Source organism: Lysinibacillus sp. fkY74-1, from assembly GCF_053165895.1.
Genome location: NZ_CP170173.1, coordinates 796,357 through 813,818 on the forward strand (window position 1 = coordinate 796,357; position 17,462 = coordinate 813,818).

Annotated in this window: 16 protein-coding genes and 1 pseudogene; 12 read left to right on the forward strand and 5 right to left on the reverse strand. The window is 36.5% G+C overall.

Annotation, left to right across the window (positions count from 1 at the left end; all coding sequences use genetic code 11):
* Positions 1-31: 31 nt before the first annotated feature.
* From ACE1MS_RS03660 to ACE1MS_RS03670, 3 genes are all read right to left on the reverse strand, one after another.
* Positions 32-727, reverse strand: coding sequence for a hypothetical protein (locus ACE1MS_RS03660; RefSeq protein WP_031418820.1), 696 nt, complete (start codon positions 725-727; stop codon positions 32-34).
* Between the two features lie 61 nt (positions 728-788).
* The gene (locus ACE1MS_RS03665; protein ID WP_012293027.1) at positions 789-1,406 is read right to left on the reverse strand and encodes a CPBP family intramembrane glutamic endopeptidase; all 618 of its coding nucleotides are present in this window, start codon (positions 1,404-1,406) and stop codon (positions 789-791) included.
* A 79-nt stretch (positions 1,407-1,485) separates the two neighbouring features.
* A complete protein-coding gene (locus ACE1MS_RS03670) occupies positions 1,486-1,674 on the reverse strand; it encodes a YkvS family protein (protein ID WP_004224583.1) in 189 nt (62 codons plus the stop codon).
* A gap of 123 nt (positions 1,675-1,797) precedes the next feature.
* On the opposite strand from ACE1MS_RS03670, the gene ACE1MS_RS03675 reads away from it, so the two are divergent.
* The 3 genes from ACE1MS_RS03675 (at position 1,798) to ACE1MS_RS03685 (ending at position 3,416) form a co-directional block, all read left to right on the forward strand.
* Complete coding sequence (locus tag ACE1MS_RS03675) at positions 1,798-1,986, forward strand: hypothetical protein (RefSeq protein WP_012293028.1); 189 nt, start codon at positions 1,798-1,800, stop codon at positions 1,984-1,986.
* A gap of 92 nt (positions 1,987-2,078) precedes the next feature.
* Positions 2,079-2,255, forward strand: coding sequence for an aspartyl-phosphate phosphatase Spo0E family protein (locus ACE1MS_RS03680; protein WP_008174142.1), 177 nt, complete (start codon positions 2,079-2,081; stop codon positions 2,253-2,255).
* A gap of 294 nt (positions 2,256-2,549) precedes the next feature.
* Positions 2,550-3,416 carry an NAD(P)-dependent oxidoreductase gene (locus ACE1MS_RS03685; protein WP_031418822.1) on the forward strand — a complete coding sequence of 289 codons (867 nt, stop codon included), beginning with the start codon at positions 2,550-2,552 and terminating at the stop codon, positions 3,414-3,416.
* A 69-nt stretch (positions 3,417-3,485) separates the two neighbouring features.
* Here the strand turns inward: ACE1MS_RS03685 and ACE1MS_RS03690 are convergent, their stop codons facing one another.
* Positions 3,486-3,878, reverse strand: coding sequence for a DoxX family protein (locus tag ACE1MS_RS03690; protein ID WP_012293031.1), 393 nt, complete (start codon positions 3,876-3,878; stop codon positions 3,486-3,488).
* A gap of 154 nt (positions 3,879-4,032) precedes the next feature.
* On the opposite strand from ACE1MS_RS03690, the gene ACE1MS_RS03695 reads away from it, so the two are divergent.
* The 6 genes from ACE1MS_RS03695 (at position 4,033) to ACE1MS_RS03720 (ending at position 12,750) form a co-directional block, all read left to right on the forward strand.
* Positions 4,033-4,353 carry a winged helix-turn-helix transcriptional regulator gene (locus ACE1MS_RS03695; RefSeq protein WP_012293032.1) on the forward strand — a complete coding sequence of 107 codons (321 nt, stop codon included), beginning with the start codon at positions 4,033-4,035 and terminating at the stop codon, positions 4,351-4,353.
* A gap of 210 nt (positions 4,354-4,563) precedes the next feature.
* Entirely contained in the window at positions 4,564-5,886 is a 1,323-nt protein-coding gene (locus tag ACE1MS_RS03700; protein ID WP_198695115.1) for an MFS transporter, read from the forward strand.
* Positions 5,887-5,951: 65 nt separating this feature from the next.
* The gene (locus ACE1MS_RS03705) at positions 5,952-6,854 is read left to right on the forward strand and encodes a chemotaxis protein (RefSeq protein ID WP_012293034.1); all 903 of its coding nucleotides are present in this window, start codon (positions 5,952-5,954) and stop codon (positions 6,852-6,854) included.
* Positions 6,855-7,014: 160 nt separating this feature from the next.
* Entirely contained in the window at positions 7,015-8,568 is a 1,554-nt protein-coding gene (locus tag ACE1MS_RS03710) for a Ppx/GppA family phosphatase (RefSeq protein ID WP_036160877.1), read from the forward strand.
* Positions 8,558-10,714, forward strand: coding sequence for an RNA degradosome polyphosphate kinase (locus tag ACE1MS_RS03715; protein ID WP_012293036.1), 2,157 nt, complete (start codon positions 8,558-8,560; stop codon positions 10,712-10,714). The genes ACE1MS_RS03710 and ACE1MS_RS03715 overlap by 11 nt, the downstream gene beginning before the upstream one ends.
* 29 nt (positions 10,715-10,743) lie before the next feature.
* Positions 10,744-12,750: a putative bifunctional diguanylate cyclase/phosphodiesterase gene (locus tag ACE1MS_RS03720; protein ID WP_036167288.1), complete on the forward strand. Its 2,007-nt coding sequence runs from the start codon at positions 10,744-10,746 to the stop codon at positions 12,748-12,750.
* A 44-nt stretch (positions 12,751-12,794) separates the two neighbouring features.
* Here the strand turns inward: ACE1MS_RS03720 and ACE1MS_RS03725 are convergent, their stop codons facing one another.
* Positions 12,795-13,406 carry a TetR/AcrR family transcriptional regulator gene (locus tag ACE1MS_RS03725; protein WP_031418826.1) on the reverse strand — a complete coding sequence of 204 codons (612 nt, stop codon included), beginning with the start codon at positions 13,404-13,406 and terminating at the stop codon, positions 12,795-12,797.
* A 237-nt stretch (positions 13,407-13,643) separates the two neighbouring features.
* Here ACE1MS_RS03725 and ACE1MS_RS03730 point away from each other — a divergent pair, with 237 nt between their 5' ends.
* The 3 genes and pseudogenes from ACE1MS_RS03730 (at position 13,644) to ACE1MS_RS03740 (ending at position 17,451) form a co-directional block, all read left to right on the forward strand.
* Complete coding sequence (locus ACE1MS_RS03730; protein WP_198695128.1) at positions 13,644-14,537, forward strand: NAD(P)-dependent oxidoreductase; 894 nt, start codon at positions 13,644-13,646, stop codon at positions 14,535-14,537.
* Between the two features lie 13 nt (positions 14,538-14,550).
* Positions 14,551-16,071: a CoA-acylating methylmalonate-semialdehyde dehydrogenase gene (locus ACE1MS_RS03735; RefSeq protein WP_447402709.1), complete on the forward strand. Its 1,521-nt coding sequence runs from the start codon at positions 14,551-14,553 to the stop codon at positions 16,069-16,071.
* Positions 16,072-16,135: 64 nt separating this feature from the next.
* Positions 16,136-17,451: pseudogene (locus tag ACE1MS_RS03740) on the forward strand (GntP family permease).
* The last annotated feature ends 11 nt before the right edge of the window (positions 17,452-17,462 follow it).

The following is a 17,462-nucleotide window of genomic DNA, read 5'->3' on the forward strand; positions in this document are numbered from 1 at the left end:
GTTGTCTATCGTCCTTCCTTAGTATGAATTATTATTTTTTAGAAATAGTTGCTGCCATGTTCATCATAGCATCTGTTAAATCTTGCTTATCATTATCGTGAATAGTTAATTTTGTAATGAGACCATCTTTTTCAAAAACAACCCCAATTACTTTCTCTGTGTCAAAGTCTACAACATAACCTTCAATATTTTGAACATCCTTGAATACAGCTAATTCATCAGTAGTTAAAGCGACTGTTTCACCTACAGCATTCATATAATCTTGCATTGCTGTTTTTACTTCAGTAAAGCTTGATTGAGATGCCTCAATTGTTTCAATACGCATAAACACTTCATCATCTTCATTAGATACTAACATATCTTTACCAGGCTCTTCTTGTGTCAATGTGAATCCTGAAAGTTGTTGTAGTTTATAGCTTTGATCAACGCTTTTAGATTCAGTTGCCTTTTCTGTTTTATCTACACCATTTTGTTTGTAAGTCACATCTTGTTGTGGCTGTTTGGAAACATCCTCTGTATTTGTTTCATTTGAAGCAGGTGTATCTGTATCCTCTTCCTCTTGTGCTTCACCTGCTGTTTCATCACCAGATGGTTTTTGATCGGCAGCAGTATTTGACGGCTCATTTTGTTGAGCATCTGAATCCCCTGTTTTTTCAGAGGTATTACAACCTACAACTAGTACTGCTGTTAATAATAATGCAAGAATTGAAACTAATTTTTTTTGCATAAAAAACCCTCCTTTTCTAAATTAAACGTTAGTAAAGCTAAAATGTTTCCAAATAATAATGTTATGATGTTAAAGGTAACACTAAAAATAATAATAGTACAAAAACAACATGAGCTACAATAACAAGTGGCATACTTTTCCGCCATTCATACAAGAAGCCCCAAATAATACTTGTCACAAGTGCAGCAACCACGCCTAGAATAAAGCCGCTTAGGGCTATGGAAATGGCACATAAAACTGCCGTAACTAGGACAGCCAAAGATGGGCGCATAAAGCGTTTTAATTGTTGCTGAATGTAACCACGCCAAAACAATTCTTCGCCGATGGCAACAATAAAAACAAGTAATGCATAGTGCCAAATATTTTGTGGTCCATAATTTGTTAAAAATTTATGAACAGATTGTACTAAATTATTATTAATATAGGGAGCAAGCCAATAACCGAAGCGAATAATACCATAAGTGATGGTACCGTATCCAATTCCAAAGAGTAAAAATTGCCATGTCGGTAATTGATCTTCAATAGAACCGGCTAGTATGGCAATGGCAATACATACTAGTAAAGTAAATGCATACATGTACCAAAATACTGCTTGGTTAGCAAAGGTAAAGGCAAGCATGCCATAAACGAATAATAGAGAAAGGAGTAATAGTATTGTTTGTTTTGAATTTGTTAGCATATACGACCTCCATGCTTTAATTTTATCAAAAAAAAAGCCCCATATCATCTATAAAGACAAATAGGGACTATTCAGACTATTAAGCTTCATTCGTATATAAAATTTTATAACGTTTATGATTGACGACCGTTTTCTCTTCAATTTCAAGGGAATCAAAATTCTCCATATATGTTAAGTTAACAATCACCGAATTTTCATTTACCTTTTCGACAATACCTTGGAGACCATTTTTAAACTCGATAATATTTCCAACTTCAGCTATTTTCACAGACAGTCAGCTCCTTCATCGACTAATAATATACAGTTTGCACGAAAAAATGGTAAACGTAAAGCTTTTTTTAAATAATTCATAATTTAGTACACAAAAGATGAAAAGAAAGGAATAAAACTAATGGAAAAATACGAAAATATGCTTAAACAATTACAAAATGGGGAAATAGGAAGTATCGAAATTCAAAAGGAAGATTTTTACGAATTTCGGGAAATACTTGTAAGACATCCTTTATTTAAACATTTTAGGGGTGAGGCCAAGCAAAATGGACGAATTATCTATACTTATAACGAAATACCAAGGAGTTAATTTGTCGAACATTGTCGTAAGTTAATGCTGTAAGAAATGAAATATAAATGTATAATAATGGTATGATTATTTGTGTGTGGAGGGTTGTATGAATGGTCAATCTACTCTTGAAACAAATGGAACAAACTCGTGAGTTGATGATTCGCTCTGGTGTTGAAAACGGGTTACAAAATGCAAAAACCATTCAACTGAGTCGCAGATTAGACCAGTTAATGAATACCTATTATAGACAGACAGCATTCGATGAAGAAAAAGACCAAGACGAATAAAAAGATTGTTCCAGTATTCAGAGTAATAACATTATAAAAATAGATGTTTAAAATGCATTTCATTGGGGAATAACTTACTATGAACACAGCAACATTCTCATTTCCCCCTTTAGAGCAGTGATCCCCCAATCACTTGCTCTCTTTTTTTTGCTTATTCGGTATATATGCAGGCCATCCTTTTTTTAGTACAAGTTATAGGAAGAGTTTGAATTATTTTATTTATTCGCCTAAACTGAAAACATCAAGTCACTTAGGTGAAGGAATCCTAACTTTATGACAAAGGAGTATGTACATATGAAAAAGCAACGTATTGCATTTATCGGGACTGGCGTTATGGGGACAAGTATTATTAAACACTTATTGAGGAATGACCATGAGGTGACGGTGTATACTCGAACTAAAGAAAAAGCAGAGCCACTAGTAGCTTTAGGGGCATCTTGGGCTAGTTCGCCAGCAGAAGCATTTAAAAATAAAGATATTGCATTTACAATGGTTGGTTACCCATCAGATGTGGAAGAGGTTTATTTTGGAGATAATGGGCTTTTCAAAACAGTTGAACCTGGCAACATTGTTATTGATATGACAACTTCAGAGCCTTCTTTAGCTAAGAAAATTTATGAGCATGCTCAATCTATTAGTGTAGAATCTTTAGATGCACCTGTTTCAGGTGGTGATATCGGTGCGCAAAATGGTACATTGTCCATTATGATTGGTGGCGATTTAACAACCTACGATAAAGTTTTACCGTTGATGAAGCATTTTGGGGAAAATATTGTTTATCAGGGTGAGGCAGGGGCTGGTCAGCATGCAAAGATGTGCAATCAAATTGCCATAGCTTCAGGTATGATTGGGGTATGCGAATCACTGGCTTATGGTCTTAAGGCAGGGCTGGATTTACCGACCGTATTGCAGTCAATTGCATCAGGTGCAGCAGGCTCTTGGTCTCTAAGTAATTTAGCACCACGGATGATTAAAGAAGACTTTGCACCAGGTTTTTATATCAAACATTTCGTGAAGGATATGAAAATTGCTTTGGATGAGTCCAAGAAAATGGGAATCACTTTACCAGGATTGGCATTAGCCTATGAAATGTATGAAAAATTGATGGAAGATGGCTATGGTGATAATGGGACACAAGCTCTTCTTCAGCATTATAGATAGTTATATTTGGTTGGATTAAAATAGGAAACCTGAAATCTCTTCATTTTGAGGAGACTTCAGGTTTTTTCATTACTCTTTCCCAAAAAGTTGGGCGTCTAGTGAAAGGCTAGAAGCACCAGCTAGAGTAAAGTATAGAGCAATAGCACCTAAGGCTAAATCTAATTCGTAACCGGCTAAACCATCAGCCCCAATAAAGCCAATGCTAAGCTTAGCTGTGAAAATGGCTACAATCATAGTGATTGTTAGTAGGGCACCAAAAATTCTCGTTGCTAAACCTAATATAAGGGCAATACCTCCCACTAATTCAATAATCGCAACGATATACGCCATAAATCCTGGTATACCTATACTGTCAAAAAAGTCTGCCGTATAGCTAATACCTCCTTGGAATTTTTGAAAGCCGTGTACTGCAAAAATAATGCCAAGAACGACACGTAAAATAGTTGAACCAATGTTTTGCATATTATTGTATCTCCTTTTCTTTAACTTACATTTCGTAACCTAGTGTATTTTTAAAAACGACTTTTGTCAAGTAACTAAATGTATTTTAAGAACTGAATGTCGAAATAAGTGTTATACTGTTGTATATGAACTACTAACAATGGAGGCTTGTAACGTGGATCAAAAAAAAATTTGTCCTCGATTTGAAAAGGCGCTAAAAATATTAAATCATCGCTGGAATACTTTACTTATATTTCAATTATTAGATGGTCCACAGCGATATTCAGTCATTAAAAATCAGTTAAACATAAGCAGCCGCGTATTAACTGAGCGATTAAAGGAGCTAGAGACCGAGGAAATTGTATTACGCACGGTCATTCCTTCTACCCCAGTCGTCATTGAGTATGAACTGACGGAAAAGGGATATGCACTTGCTCCGGTGTTAAAAGCAATTGAACAATGGTCTTCTGAATGGGTAGCAATAACTGAAAAATAATAAAAAAGATATTCAGGCGAGGGGGCTTGAATATCTTTTTTTTTACTAGAAAAAAATTGAGAAAGGGCTTTGTTTTTCGATCTATTAGCAGTTATGTTTTAGGGAATTTACTGTTATATTGTAAATAATATTAATTTTCTTTAAAAAAAGAAATTTTTTATTACGGAAAAAAATTAATGGATTATTATAGAGAATGTAAGGGAGGGTTTTATGAAAAAGAGTTCAGCAATAGATGTTCAGCATCGAAGTCAGTTAGCAATTTACTTATCATTACCAATACTGTCATGGGCCTTCTATGATTTTGCTAATACAATTTTTTCTTCAAATATTAATACGATTTTTTTCCCGTTCTATATGGATGAGGTATTAGGGACAAATGAAGTTATGCAACAAGTAGCTAGTACATTTATTTCGTACGCGAATGCCATTGCTAGTTTATTACTTGTAGTATTCTCTCCGCTGTTCGGAGTATGGATTGATAACACTGGCTATAAAAAGAGATTTATTGTCTGGTTTGCGTCTATTTCCATTCTTTTTACGTTTATGATGGGGATCTTTGCTAACCTACAGACTACCACTCATTACTCAGGCGTCCCCCTTAGTTTATTTTTAGTCGTGGCAAGTTTTGTTATTGCAAAGTTTTTCTTTAATTCCAGTCTAGTATTCTATGATTCCATGATGGGAGATTTAGGAACGAAAGAAGAAATGCCGCTCATATCGGGCTATGGTGTTGCAATAGGGTATTTGGGTACACTTGTTGGACTTCTCGTTTATTTGTATGTTGGCAGCAGTGATTTTCATCGTGCATTTATTCCAACAGCAATTTTGTATTTATTATTTTCGCTGCCCTTATTTTTGATTAATAAAGATACACCAATACCAAAAGCACAGAGGAAGTCTTTAAAATTTTTAGATGGCTATAAGGAAATTATTCAAACCTTCAAGGATATGAAGCAATATAAGGCTATCTTTACTTTTATGATTGCTTATTTCTTTTTGAATGATGCTATTGCGACTACGATTGCAATGATGGCAGTTTATGCGACAGCCATTGTTGGGTTTAGTTCAGGTCAATTTATCATTCTTTATCTAGTCTCTACTGTATCAACGATTATAGGTTCTTTGGCATTTGGCTATATAACGAAATCAGTAGGAGCTAAGCGCGCCATTACTATGGTAGCTCTAATTATGATTGTCGCTTTAGTGTTTGCTGTATTTGCCACAGCACAATGGATGTTTTGGCTTGCAGGTAGCCTTTTTGGTATATCACTTGGCTCTATGTGGGTAACGTCTAGGACCTATATTATTGAATTGTCACCCAATGAGAAACGTGGACAGTTCTTCGGCTTGTTTGCTTTCTCAGGGAAAGTATCCTCCATTATTGGGCCAGCCGTATATGGAACAGTTACATTGTGGATGAAGGATTATGGTACACTAGCAAGCCGTGTCGCACTATCGACGTTAATTGTAATGACAGTTATGGGCCTGTTGGTACATCTAAAAGTTAATGATAAAAATGGAAATAGCAAGTAGGAGAAATGTATTGCCTATGATACAATTGAATTATAAATTGAAGTAGAGAAAGGAGCGGGGTTGCATTGGAACATAAAGGAATATTATTAGAAAGTGGCACAAATGAGCTAGAAATCGTTGAATTTGAAGTGGCTAACAATAAATTTGGTATCAATGTAATTAAAGTAAAAGAAATCATTCAACCGATTCCAGTAACATTTATTCCACACGCGCACCCGCATGTAGAAGGAATCATTCAATTACGAGGTGAAGTATTACCAGTTGTGGATATGCTACGAGTATTAGGAATTCAGAGTACTGAGCGTAATCCACAACAAAAATATATTGTTGCTGAATTTAATAAGCAACGTGTTGTGTTCCATGTGGATAACGTGACACAAATTCACCGTATATCGTGGGATCAAATTGAAAAGCCTTCAGATATGTATCAAGGCGGAACATCACAAGTTATAGGTGTTATTAAACAAAACGAACAGATGATTCTACTACTCGATTTCGAAAGAATTATGGTGGATATTAATCCTGAATCGGGCATAAGTGTAGAATCTGTCAAAAAACTGGGCAAACGTGAGCGTACTGGAAAACGCATTTTAATTGCAGAGGATTCACCTTTATTACGAAAATTATTATTTGATACGATGAATGAAGCTGGCTATGACAATGTAGAATTCTTTGAAAATGGCCGCGATGCTTATGAATACTTAGAAGGAATAGCGAAGAGCGGTAGTGATATTGCAGAACATATTCAATTAGTTGTAACAGATATTGAAATGCCACAAATGGATGGGCATCATTTGACAAGAAAAATCAAAGAACATCCTGATCTTCAAAAACTTCCAGTTATCATATTCTCAAGTCTAATTACAGATGACCTTCGTCATAAAGGTGATCAGGTAGGAGCAGAAGATCAAATTAGTAAGCCAGAAATTGCAGAGCTCATCCTACGTGTTGACCAATTAATTTTGTAAAAATTGTGCCTTACATGATACTTCTCAATTTTAATAATGGGTATCCTGAAAGTATAAATAAATGAAAGTAAAGTCGGATGCCTTTAAAGGGTCCGACTTTTTGTATAGGTATACATATTGTGAACAAAATAAACTGAAGATGCTTGAAGGATGTGATTATTTGAATGAATTAAAAACAGCTATTATTGATATCGGCTCCAATACTATTCGCTTAGTGATATATCAGTATAACAATGAAGAGGGGCTTCATGAGCTTGGAAATATTAAAACGGTAGCACGTTTGCGTACATATTTACAGCCCTCTGGTGAGATGTCTAAAGAAGGTATCCATGTGTTAGCGGAGACCTTAGAAACATTTAAAGCGATGTTAGAAGATTTTGAAGTGACAGAAGTGAAGGCAGCTGCAACTGCTGCTATCCGCCAGGCGACCAACCGCGACCAAATAATAGCAGAAATGAAAGCTCGAACTGGCATCCAAATTGAGCTTTTATCAGAAGAAGAAGAAGCTTATTTTGGCTTTGTAGCTGTCGCTTTTTCCAGTGGCACAAAATCAGGAGTTACGATTGATATTGGTGGTGGAAGTACCGAAATTACACTGTTTGAAAATAAAGAAATTCAGCAATCACATAGTTTCCCATTTGGGACAGTTTCATTAAAGCAACGTTTTGTGAAGGGAGACATCATTAATAGCAGTGAAAGGAAGGAACTTATTGCCTTTTTAAAAGAGCAATTTCAAACCTTAACATGGATTCAAAATAGTGGTTTACCGATCATTGCAATTGGAGGAAGTGCGCGTAATATTGCACAAATTCATCAACAAAAACATGATTATCCCATTGCCAGTGTCCATGGATACGAAATGACAAAAGAAGATTTAGATGAATTAAGCTTATTTTTAGGCCAATTAAGTTTTCAAGAATTGAGGCAGCTTGATGGTCTATCATCAGACCGTGCCGATATTATTTTACCTGCCTTAGAAGTATTTAGAGTATTAATGGAGACTGTAGGAAGCAAGTCTTTCCAACTAACGAAGAAGGGATTACGTGAAGGACTAATTATCAAAAAGATCTTACAAACAGATAGCAATGCTTTTGATAAATATAATGTTTTTGACGGCAATGCCAGGCGGCTTGCTCGACAGTATGGTCGAACTGAAAATGAGGTCGATTATTTGATGCATTTAGCCGATCAATTGTATCGCGAATGTTGTCATTTAGGCTATTTACAATATAATGCGGAAGATTTGCAGTTAATAAGAAAAGCAGCAAAGGTATTTAATATCGGTGAATATATAGAACTAAGCTCTGCAAGTCAACATACCTTTTATTTGATTGCGAATCAATCTATTGATGGTTTAAATCACCCAGAAAGAGTCAAACTAGCCCTTCTAGCCTCTTATAAAAATAAAGATTATTTTGAACGATTCGCTGCCCCATTCGCTACTTGGATGAATCGTGAGGAGTATCGGAAAATAAGAGATTTTGGAGCGTTATTAAAATTTGTCTATGCTTTAAATGTCTCAAAGCGAAATGTTGTACATGCAATTGATATGCATCCAGAGGAAGACTATGTACAGCTCAATATTTATATAAAGAACAATGCAGCAGCTGAAAAATATCAAGCTAATCGACATAAAAAACATTTAGAGCGAGCATTAAAAATCCCAATGACAATCAATTTTATTGAAGAAGGATGGAATAAGGATGACAACTGAAATAACGAATAATGAGCTAAATGAGGAAGAGTTTTTAGAAAATCATAGTCGTTTACTAGAGGAGATTGCGAAGCCTCAGTACTATAATAATCGAGAGTTAAGTTGGCTTGCTTTTAATGAGCGTGTATTAGAGGAAGCGGAGGATGTGAATAATCCTCTGCTAGAGCGTTTGAAATTTTTAGCTATATTTAGTTCAAATCTAGATGAGTTTTTTATGGTGCGTGTGGCAGGCTTACAAGATCAAGTTCGTGCAGGGTTCCATAAGGCTGAGAATAAATCTGGGTTAACACCAAAAGAACAATTAGCGAAAATTGCAGAACGTACACAAGCTTTAGTGCGTCGACAAACTGAAGTATACCGCCATTTAATCTATGATTTATTACCACAGCATAATGTACATATTGCAGACATGAAAGATCTAAATAGCACACAAAAAGCTTTTATTAACGAGATGTTTGCAGAAACTATATTCCCAGTATTAACACCTGTAGCAGTAGATGCGTATCGTCCCTTCCCGACATTGCTTGGGAAAACACTAAATTTACTAGTCCTATTAGAGCAGGATGAATCAGATCTTGAAAGTCGTGAAAAAGTCGCAATCGTTCAAGTTCCATCTGTTTTAGATCGATATATCAAAGTGCCTACTGAAGAAGGTAAAACAGTCGTTGTACTACTGGAGGATGTCATTGTAGCACATATTGAAAAATTATTTTATGGCTATAGTGTAAAATCAGCGCAAGCCTTCCGTTTAACGAGGAATGCGGATTTAACGATCCACGAAGAGGGTGCAAGGGACCTTCTCGTTGAAATTGAAAAAGAGTTGAAGAAACGAAAGTGGGGAGTAGGAAGCCGTCTAGAAGTTCGAGTTGGAGAAATGAATGAGGAAGTGCTTCTATATTTATTAGATGAATTTGAAATTGAAGAAAATGATGTTTTCCATATTGATGGTCCTTTGGATTTAACCTTTATGTTCTCTTTTGTAAAAGGTATAGCTGTTGGCCGTGAACATCTTGAATATGAAAGCTTCATCCCACAGCCACCTTTAGATTTACAATCTGACGAAAATATTTTTGAAAAAGCATTAACACAAGATATCTTTTTCCATCATCCATATGAATCATTTGCACCGATCGTTGACTTTGTCTCAGAGGCAGCAGTTAATCCGAATGTATTAGCAATTAAACAAACATTATATCGAGTAAGTGGCAATTCACCAATCATTCAAGCACTGAAACTGGCTGCTGAAAATGGCAAACAAGTAACAGTTTTAGTCGAATTAAAGGCTAGATTCGATGAAGAAAATAATGTGCATTGGGCAAAACAACTAGAGCAAGCAGGCTGCCTTGTTATTTATGGGATGAACAATTTAAAAACACACTCCAAAATTACATTAGTCGTTAGTCGTCGAAATGGAAAAATTGAACGCTTTGTTCATCTTGGCACAGGAAATTATAATGATGCCACTGCAAAAATTTACACGGATATGGGCATAATAACGACAGATAAAGAATTTGGGATTGATGCGACAAACTTCTTTAACTATTTAAGTGGCTATACAGAAAAACCTACATTTAATCACTTGGTTGTGGCACCATTTGATATTCGAGATGAATTTATTCGTTTAATGGATGAAGAAATTGCTTGTCATAAAAAATATGGGAATGGTTTTATTCGAGCTAAAATGAATTCATTGACAGACAAAGATCTTATGATGAAGCTATATGAGGCTTCGATTGCTGGGGTAAAGGTAGAACTTATAATACGTGGTATTTGCTGTATTAGACCGGGGATTCCTGGCATTAGCGAAAACATTACTGTAACAAGTATCGTTGGTCGTTTCCTTGAACATTCCCGAATCTATTGGTTCCATCATAATGGTGAGAATAGAGTATATTTATCTTCAGCTGATATGATGACACGTAACATGATTAAACGTGTAGAAATTTTGTTCCCTGTATATGCAAATGAAGCAAAAACTCGTATTATTGACATTATGAATACACAATTAATGGATACTGCTAAGGCTCGTATTCAAGACTCCAATGGTAAATATCATTATAAAGATTTTGATCGTAGTGAAGATCCGCTGAATAGTCAGGAGATTTTCTTACAAGATGCATTAAAGCCTACGCTAGACGAAGAATAGAGCAAACACGCTACTTAGTGAGGGATAGAATGAAAAAATATAGAGAGAGTGTAGCGCCATTTGCAGAATATCAACAGCTCATTCAAATGAATCCGTTTGATGCAGTCGTCTGTTTGAGAATAGTTGATAAAAAGAGGTTCGAGGTCGTTGATTTTAATGATAAGCTATTATCATTTATGGAGCTGCAGGATAAAGCAGCGACGAACGCTGAACGTTTTTTTACCAAGCAATGCTGGCTGCAGTTGTCGAATTTTCTAAACGAAGAAGTCCATACACAGCATGTCCTGAAATTAGGTACCGGTTTTTATGAACGAGCATTTGCTCTTCATATACAACATTTTTCTCAATCCATGGTTGCAGTTATTTTGAGAGAAACACAAATAGAAGAAAAACCTTATTTACAATACGTGGAACAACATGTAAGTCCGGTACTGACGGTAGATTTACAAGGCCGAATTATTCATCAAAACATGGCTGTTACGTCAGCAATTTCTAGAGACCAGCAGTGCTTAATAGGACGAGATATTTTTTCATTATTGGACAGTAAATATAGTAAAGAATTTAAATTATTATTTGCCAAAACAATTGAAGGTTCAGCTTTTGGTATGCCAAAATGCTTATTTAAGGACCAATTGTTAAGTAAAGAGCCTTTTTACTTAAGAACACACCCAACCTATTATAATGGGGAGGTTATAGGGGTTCATTTATTTGTTAAAGATGCAAATTCATTTCTGAATGATCATGAGGCATTTTATTACCTAGCGTTAATGGATGAATTAACTGGCATTTGGAATCGTAAGGCATTCAAGGAGCATTGGTTACATTATCTAAATGACAAAAATCAAGAGCACAAGCAAGCAGCCCTTATTTTAGTGGATATTGATCGTTTTAAAAAATTTAATGAATCCCTAGGTGAAAGTAAAGGGGATGAGCTCATGCGTATGTTTAGTCAAAGACTTAATGAACTTTGCTATTCAAAATGTGCCCTTTATCGTTATAACAGTGATGAGTTTATCTTTGTACTAAAAGATGCGACTATTCAAAAAATTGAGCATACCGCCAATGCTATTTTGAATGTTTTAAAACAGCCATTTATGATAGATGGACAGGAATATTTTATTAGCGTTTCAATCGGTATATCCCTTAGTCCAGCAGATGGCAAGGATTTAGAGACACTTGTAAGGAAAGCCGATAAGGCATTATTTTCTGTTAAAGAGCATGGGCGATCTCACTATCGTTATTATCGTGAAGATATGACGGCGATTTTCCCAAATGAAGCTTTAATGGAGGCACATTTACGACGTGCTATTGAATTTAATGAGCTTAGTCTGCATCTCCAGCCTCAGATGGACTTAACAAATAATAGCATCAATAGCTTTGAAGCTTTATTGCGATGGAATAACCGTAAATTTGGTTTTGTTTCCCCTGCGCAATTTATACCTATTGCAGAGGCTTCAGGATTAATTATTGAAATTGGTGATTGGATTATTGACGAGGTTTGTCGTCATCAAAAAGAATGGCAATCTAAGGGCTACCGTCCTGTGCGCATAGCTGTCAATATTTCACCAAAACAGTTTAGGAAAGAGAACTTCGCACGAAAAATAAAGGCAGCATTAAAAAAATACGAGGTGCCTGCAGAACTTCTGGAGGTAGAAATCACAGAAAGCTCGATGACAAATGTTCATGAGACATTTTCGATTCTTACAGAGTTAAAGCAATTAGGGGTTTATGTGTCAGTAGATGACTTTGGAACCGGCTATTCTTCATTAAGCTATTTAAAGCGTTATCCAATTGATATTATAAAAATCGATCAATCGTTTATTCGGGATATCGCTAAAGATGACAAAAATGAGGCCATTATTAAGGCCATCATTTCGATGTCTCATAACTTAGGTTTAGAGGTAATTGCCGAAGGAATTGAAGAGCCCACGCAAGTTGATTTTCTCAAACGTCACCGTTGTCAAAAGGGACAAGGTTATTTGTATAATAAACCACTACCAGTTGAAACCATTGTACAAAAATATTTCGTCAGCTAGTTAAAAGTAGCACTCATCACTCAACGGATGAGGTGCTACTTTTTTTATTTGACACTTTTAAGACCGTTTAACACAATAGCTGTAAATCGGTTCATCTCAGCTGCCAAGTCAAAGTTTTCGTTATGGATTAACCAATCATAAACATTGGCACGCATACAACGCTGTATGATGGCCTGTATTTCAGTAGCTGATAAATCCTGTCTAAGTTCACCTTGTTGTAGCCCTTCCTCAATATATGTATTCATGATTTGAAATATCTTCCGCTCGGGATTGATTAAATAATGATCCTGTTTTACTTGATTTGTCATTGCAGCAGTATACACAGTGCGTAACAGATCCTTTCCTACAACATTCATTAAGTATTTCATTTGTTCTTGATACACTAATAAAATTTTTTCACTTGCTGGCAATGTATGGTCTATATTTTTTTCTAAAGTACTATAAAAATGATCCAGCTCTTTAAATTTTTCTAAAATAACGTCATATTTAGAGGGGAAATGTGTATAAAATGTACCCTTGGAGACATGACAAGCCTTGGTAATTTGTTCCACAGTAACATGTTCAAATCCGAATTTATTGAATAAATCTAGGGATGTTTTTAATAATTTATCACGAGTTTCTAATGCCTTTTTTTGCCTGCTTGTTAGTGATTCCATAGTGGCAAATTACCTCCGATTTTAAGTATTGTAAAATATTTTTTAAATTAAAAATTCAGAAAATATAAAATTTTTAATTGACGAGATGGATTTATTTTGATTATGATTTAATTGACCGAAGTCACTGACTCAGGTCAATTAAAGGTATCTCGTTATTAATGTTACGATAAAAAACTGTTGTTGGCTAGTGACTATCCAGCACTATTGCTGAATTTTCAAGGATTGGGGGATATCCAAATGAATAGAAAATTAGGTTTTATCGGCTTAGGAAATATGGGGTTACCAATGTCTATTAACTTATTAAAGGCAAACTATGAAGTGTATGGCTTTGATACAAATACGAAGGCAATGGAGCTATTTACAGCAGCTGGCGGTATAGGTCTTGAATCAACAAAGGAAGTTGCAAAGCAATGTGATGTGATAATGACTAGCTTGCCCACACCTCAAATAGTTGAAATGGTGTATCAAACAGAAGAAGGCATTATACAGCATGCTAAGAAAGGTGCCTTACTCATTGATTTTAGTACGGTCAATCCCGATTTGAATGATTCGTTACATAAAGAAGCGAGTGTGTTGGGATTACGCTATTTAGGAGCACCTGTAAGTGGTGGTGTCATAGGGGCTATAAATGCCTCCCTAACAATAATGGTCGGTGGTAGCAAGGAAGATTATGAAAGTGCAAGCCGAATATTCGGAATAGTGGGTAAAAATATCTATCACCTAGGTTTGTCCTCAAGTGTAGGTACGCGTCTTAAATTATTAAATAACCTAATGATAGGGTTTTACACAGAGGCTGTAGCTGAAACAATTGTACTTGGTGAAAAAATGGGGATTGATGGAGATACGCTATATGAGGTATTAAGTAATAGCTACGGTCAAAGTCGGATTTATGAGCGTAACTATATGGAATATATGAAAAATAATGATTATGCACCTGGATTTTCAACGAATCTTTTATTGAAAGATTTAAAGCTAGCAAAGGAAATGGCTGATGAAGCTGGTGTATCTCTTCGAATCGGCGAAAAATTAGTGGAACTTTATAGCGAGATTGCTCAGCAGGGCTATGGTGAAAATGATATGTCTGCAGCTTATTTAAGCTTAAAGGATACATGTAAAATAAAACAATTATAAGGAGGAAATGATGATGACGACAGCTCAAGAGGTTAAAACATTAACGCATTTTATTGGTGGACAGTTAGTTGAAGGAAGAAGTGGAAGATTTGGTTCTGTATACAATCCAACTACCGGTGATATTATTGCAAAAGTGCCATTGGCAAATTTTGAGGAGACAAGAGAGGCAATCGAGCAGGCTCAAGCAGCCTTTCCATTATGGCGTGATACATCCGTGGCTAAACGTGCAGAAGTCGTCTTAAAGTTCCGTAATCTTATTACTGAGAATATGGAGGAGCTATTACAAATTATTTGCACGGAAAGCGGAAAAACGTTGGAAGATGCCAAAGGCGAAATTACACGAGGTCTTGAGTCTGTTGATTTAGCTATTGGTGCCCCACATCTCATGAAAGGGGAATACTCTGTGAATGTTGGAGGTCAAATAAACGCTTACTCAGCAAAATATCCTCTAGGTGTAGTAGCGGCGATTTCACCTTTTAATTTCCCAATTATGGTGCCTTTAGCACAAACGAGTATGGCTATTGCGGTAGGGAATGCAGTTATTTTAAAAGCATCTGAACGTGTGCCAATGACCGCTTTATATGTTAGTAAGCTGTGGAAAAGAGCGGGCTTACCAGATGGGATTTGGACTGTGATAAATGGTGATAAAGATGCAGTCAATGAACTTTTAGAGAACCCAACCGTGCAAGCGGTTTCATTTGTAGGTTCTACACCGGTTGCCAAGTATATTTATGAAACAGGTTCTAAGTATGGAAAACGTGTAACAGCACTTGGCGGTGGAAAAAACAATATGGTTGTCATGCCAGACGCAGATCTTGAACAAGTTGCAAACGCCTTTATTGGGGCAGCCTATGGGGCAGCGTCTCAGCGTTGTATGGCAATATCCACAATCATGCCTGTAGGCAAAGATACTGCTGATCGACTAGTGTCGATATTAAAAGAGAAGATTACTAATCTGAAGGTAGGTCCATATACAAATCCTGATTCAGATTTTGGTCCAGTTATTTCTCAACAATCAAAAGAAGCAATACTCGCTGCAATTGATCGTGGAGAATCCGAGGGAGCGTCCATTATTTGTGATGGTCGTGTTTTGGATATCGTTAAAGAGTCAAAAGGATTCTATGTAGGTCCTACACTTTTAGATCATGTAAAGCCTGGTATGGAAATTTATGAGCAGGAAGTATTTGGTCCTGCTCGTAATGTTGTACGCGTGGACTCTCTAGAGGAAGCCATTGAACTAATTAATAAGCATGAGCTGGGAAATGGTGTCACTATCTTTACAAATGATGGATTAGCAGCTCGTAAATTCACAACAGAAATAGATGTCGGCATGGTAGGGGTGAATGTGCCAATTCCTATTCCGGTTGGCTACCATAATTTTGCTGGTTTTAAAGGCTCTCGTTTTGGTGAAGGGCATATGTTTGGTCCAGATCAGGCGCGATTTTTTACTAAAACAAAGACTATTTCAGAACGCTGGATGGCAAGTAATACTTCCACTGCGTCTACATTTGCATTCCCAAGCAATAACGACTAATACCTATAAAGAGCTGTAGCGTTATACAGCTCTTTTTCTAAAAATGGGGAGGGGTGGGATGTCTATGTTGGCGTACATTGGTCTTTTTGGTAGCTTAGCATTATTAGTTTATTTAACAATGAAGGGCGTTAATTTACTTATTTCAGCACCGTTAACCGCACTGTTAGCTGCTTTAACTAATGGTTTAGCATTTTTTCCTCAAACTGCAAGTGAGAACCAAGCCAATTTTCTAACAAGCTATATGGATGGATTTACTGGGTTCGTTGGTTCTTGGTATTTAATGTTTATGGCAGGTGCTATTTTTGGGAAAGTCATGGAGGATACAGGAGCAGCGGATAGTGTTTCAACATGGATTATTCAAAAAATCGGGGTGAAATATGCAACATATGCGGTTGTGTTAGCAGCAGCGGTCCTTACTTATGGGGGTGTTTCTGTTTTTATCGTAGCATTTTCTGTTTATCCGATGGCTATCAGTTTATTTAAACAAGCGAATTTTCCACGACGCTTTATCCCCGCTGCACTTGGTCTAGGCTCAGTCACTTTTACGATGACGTCAGCTGGCTCACCTGAAATTCAAAATTGGATTCCCATTCAATATCTTGGAACGACACCATATGCAGGATGGCAAGTTAGTATTATTGTCGCTATTTTTATGGCTGTTGGTGGTTCTCTTTGGCTGAATTGGATGATTAAACGAGCTGTAAACAATGGAGAAATATTTATAGAACGCTCGACAATCCAATAGTTGATGAAACGCGGAAGCTTCCCAGTCCGCTACTTAGTCTAATACCATTGCTAGTCGTCTTAGTGATTTCTTATGTTTTCCATAATTCGCTTGGAACTTCTGCTTTAATTGTTGCTTTGACAAGTGGTTGTATTGTCGCCTATTTAGTGAGTTATAAGTATGCCAAATCCGTTGGAGCAACATTAGCAGCGGGAGCAATGGGTGCCATTATTGCCATTGCTAATACAGCGGCTGTAGTAGGATTTGGTGGTGTCGTAAAAGCAACGCCATCCTTTTTGGCTACCGTAGATGTCATGACAAATATCCCTGGCAGTCCGTTAATTGGAGGAGCCCTAGCTATTGCTGTCATTGCAGGTTTGACTGGTTCTGCATCTGGTGGTCAAACCATTGCGATGCCTTTGCTTGCACCCCACTATATTGACATGGGGGTAAATACAGAGGCTTTGCATCGGACAATTGCCATTTCATCAGGATCACTTGATTCATTACCACATGGTGGTTATGTGGTCACTACCATTAATTCAGTCTGTAATGAAAAGCACAAGGACGCCTATATGCCATTTGGAGCGTTGACGGTTATTATTCCAACTATCGGCACAATAATAGCTATTATCTTATTTTCAATAGGGATGTAGGAGGAATGTTG

What these genes read in the sequence shown, in the direction of transcription:
- ACE1MS_RS03675 (WP_012293028.1), top strand. Translation starts at nt 1,798, where the DNA reads ATGGAAAAATACGAAAATATGCTTAAACAATTACAAAATGGGGAAATA.
- ACE1MS_RS03700 (WP_198695115.1), top strand. Translation starts at nt 4,564, where the DNA reads ATGAAAAAGAGTTCAGCAATAGATGTTCAGCATCGAAGTCAGTTAGCA.
- ACE1MS_RS03730 (WP_198695128.1), top strand. Translation starts at nt 13,644, where the DNA reads ATGAATAGAAAATTAGGTTTTATCGGCTTAGGAAATATGGGGTTACCA.
- ACE1MS_RS03665 (WP_012293027.1), bottom strand. Translation starts at nt 1,406, where the DNA reads ATGCTAACAAATTCAAAACAAACAATACTATTACTCCTTTCTCTATTA.
- ACE1MS_RS03715 (WP_012293036.1), top strand. Translation starts at nt 8,558, where the DNA reads ATGACAACTGAAATAACGAATAATGAGCTAAATGAGGAAGAGTTTTTA.
- ACE1MS_RS03680 (WP_008174142.1), top strand. Translation starts at nt 2,079, where the DNA reads ATGGTCAATCTACTCTTGAAACAAATGGAACAAACTCGTGAGTTGATG.
- ACE1MS_RS03685 (WP_031418822.1), top strand. Translation starts at nt 2,550, where the DNA reads ATGAAAAAGCAACGTATTGCATTTATCGGGACTGGCGTTATGGGGACA.
- ACE1MS_RS03735 (WP_447402709.1), top strand. Translation starts at nt 14,551, where the DNA reads ATGACGACAGCTCAAGAGGTTAAAACATTAACGCATTTTATTGGTGGA.
- ACE1MS_RS03690 (WP_012293031.1), bottom strand. Translation starts at nt 3,878, where the DNA reads ATGCAAAACATTGGTTCAACTATTTTACGTGTCGTTCTTGGCATTATT.
- ACE1MS_RS03725 (WP_031418826.1), bottom strand. Translation starts at nt 13,406, where the DNA reads ATGGAATCACTAACAAGCAGGCAAAAAAAGGCATTAGAAACTCGTGAT.
- ACE1MS_RS03660 (WP_031418820.1), bottom strand. Translation starts at nt 727, where the DNA reads ATGCAAAAAAAATTAGTTTCAATTCTTGCATTATTATTAACAGCAGTA.
- ACE1MS_RS03720 (WP_036167288.1), top strand. Translation starts at nt 10,744, where the DNA reads ATGAAAAAATATAGAGAGAGTGTAGCGCCATTTGCAGAATATCAACAG.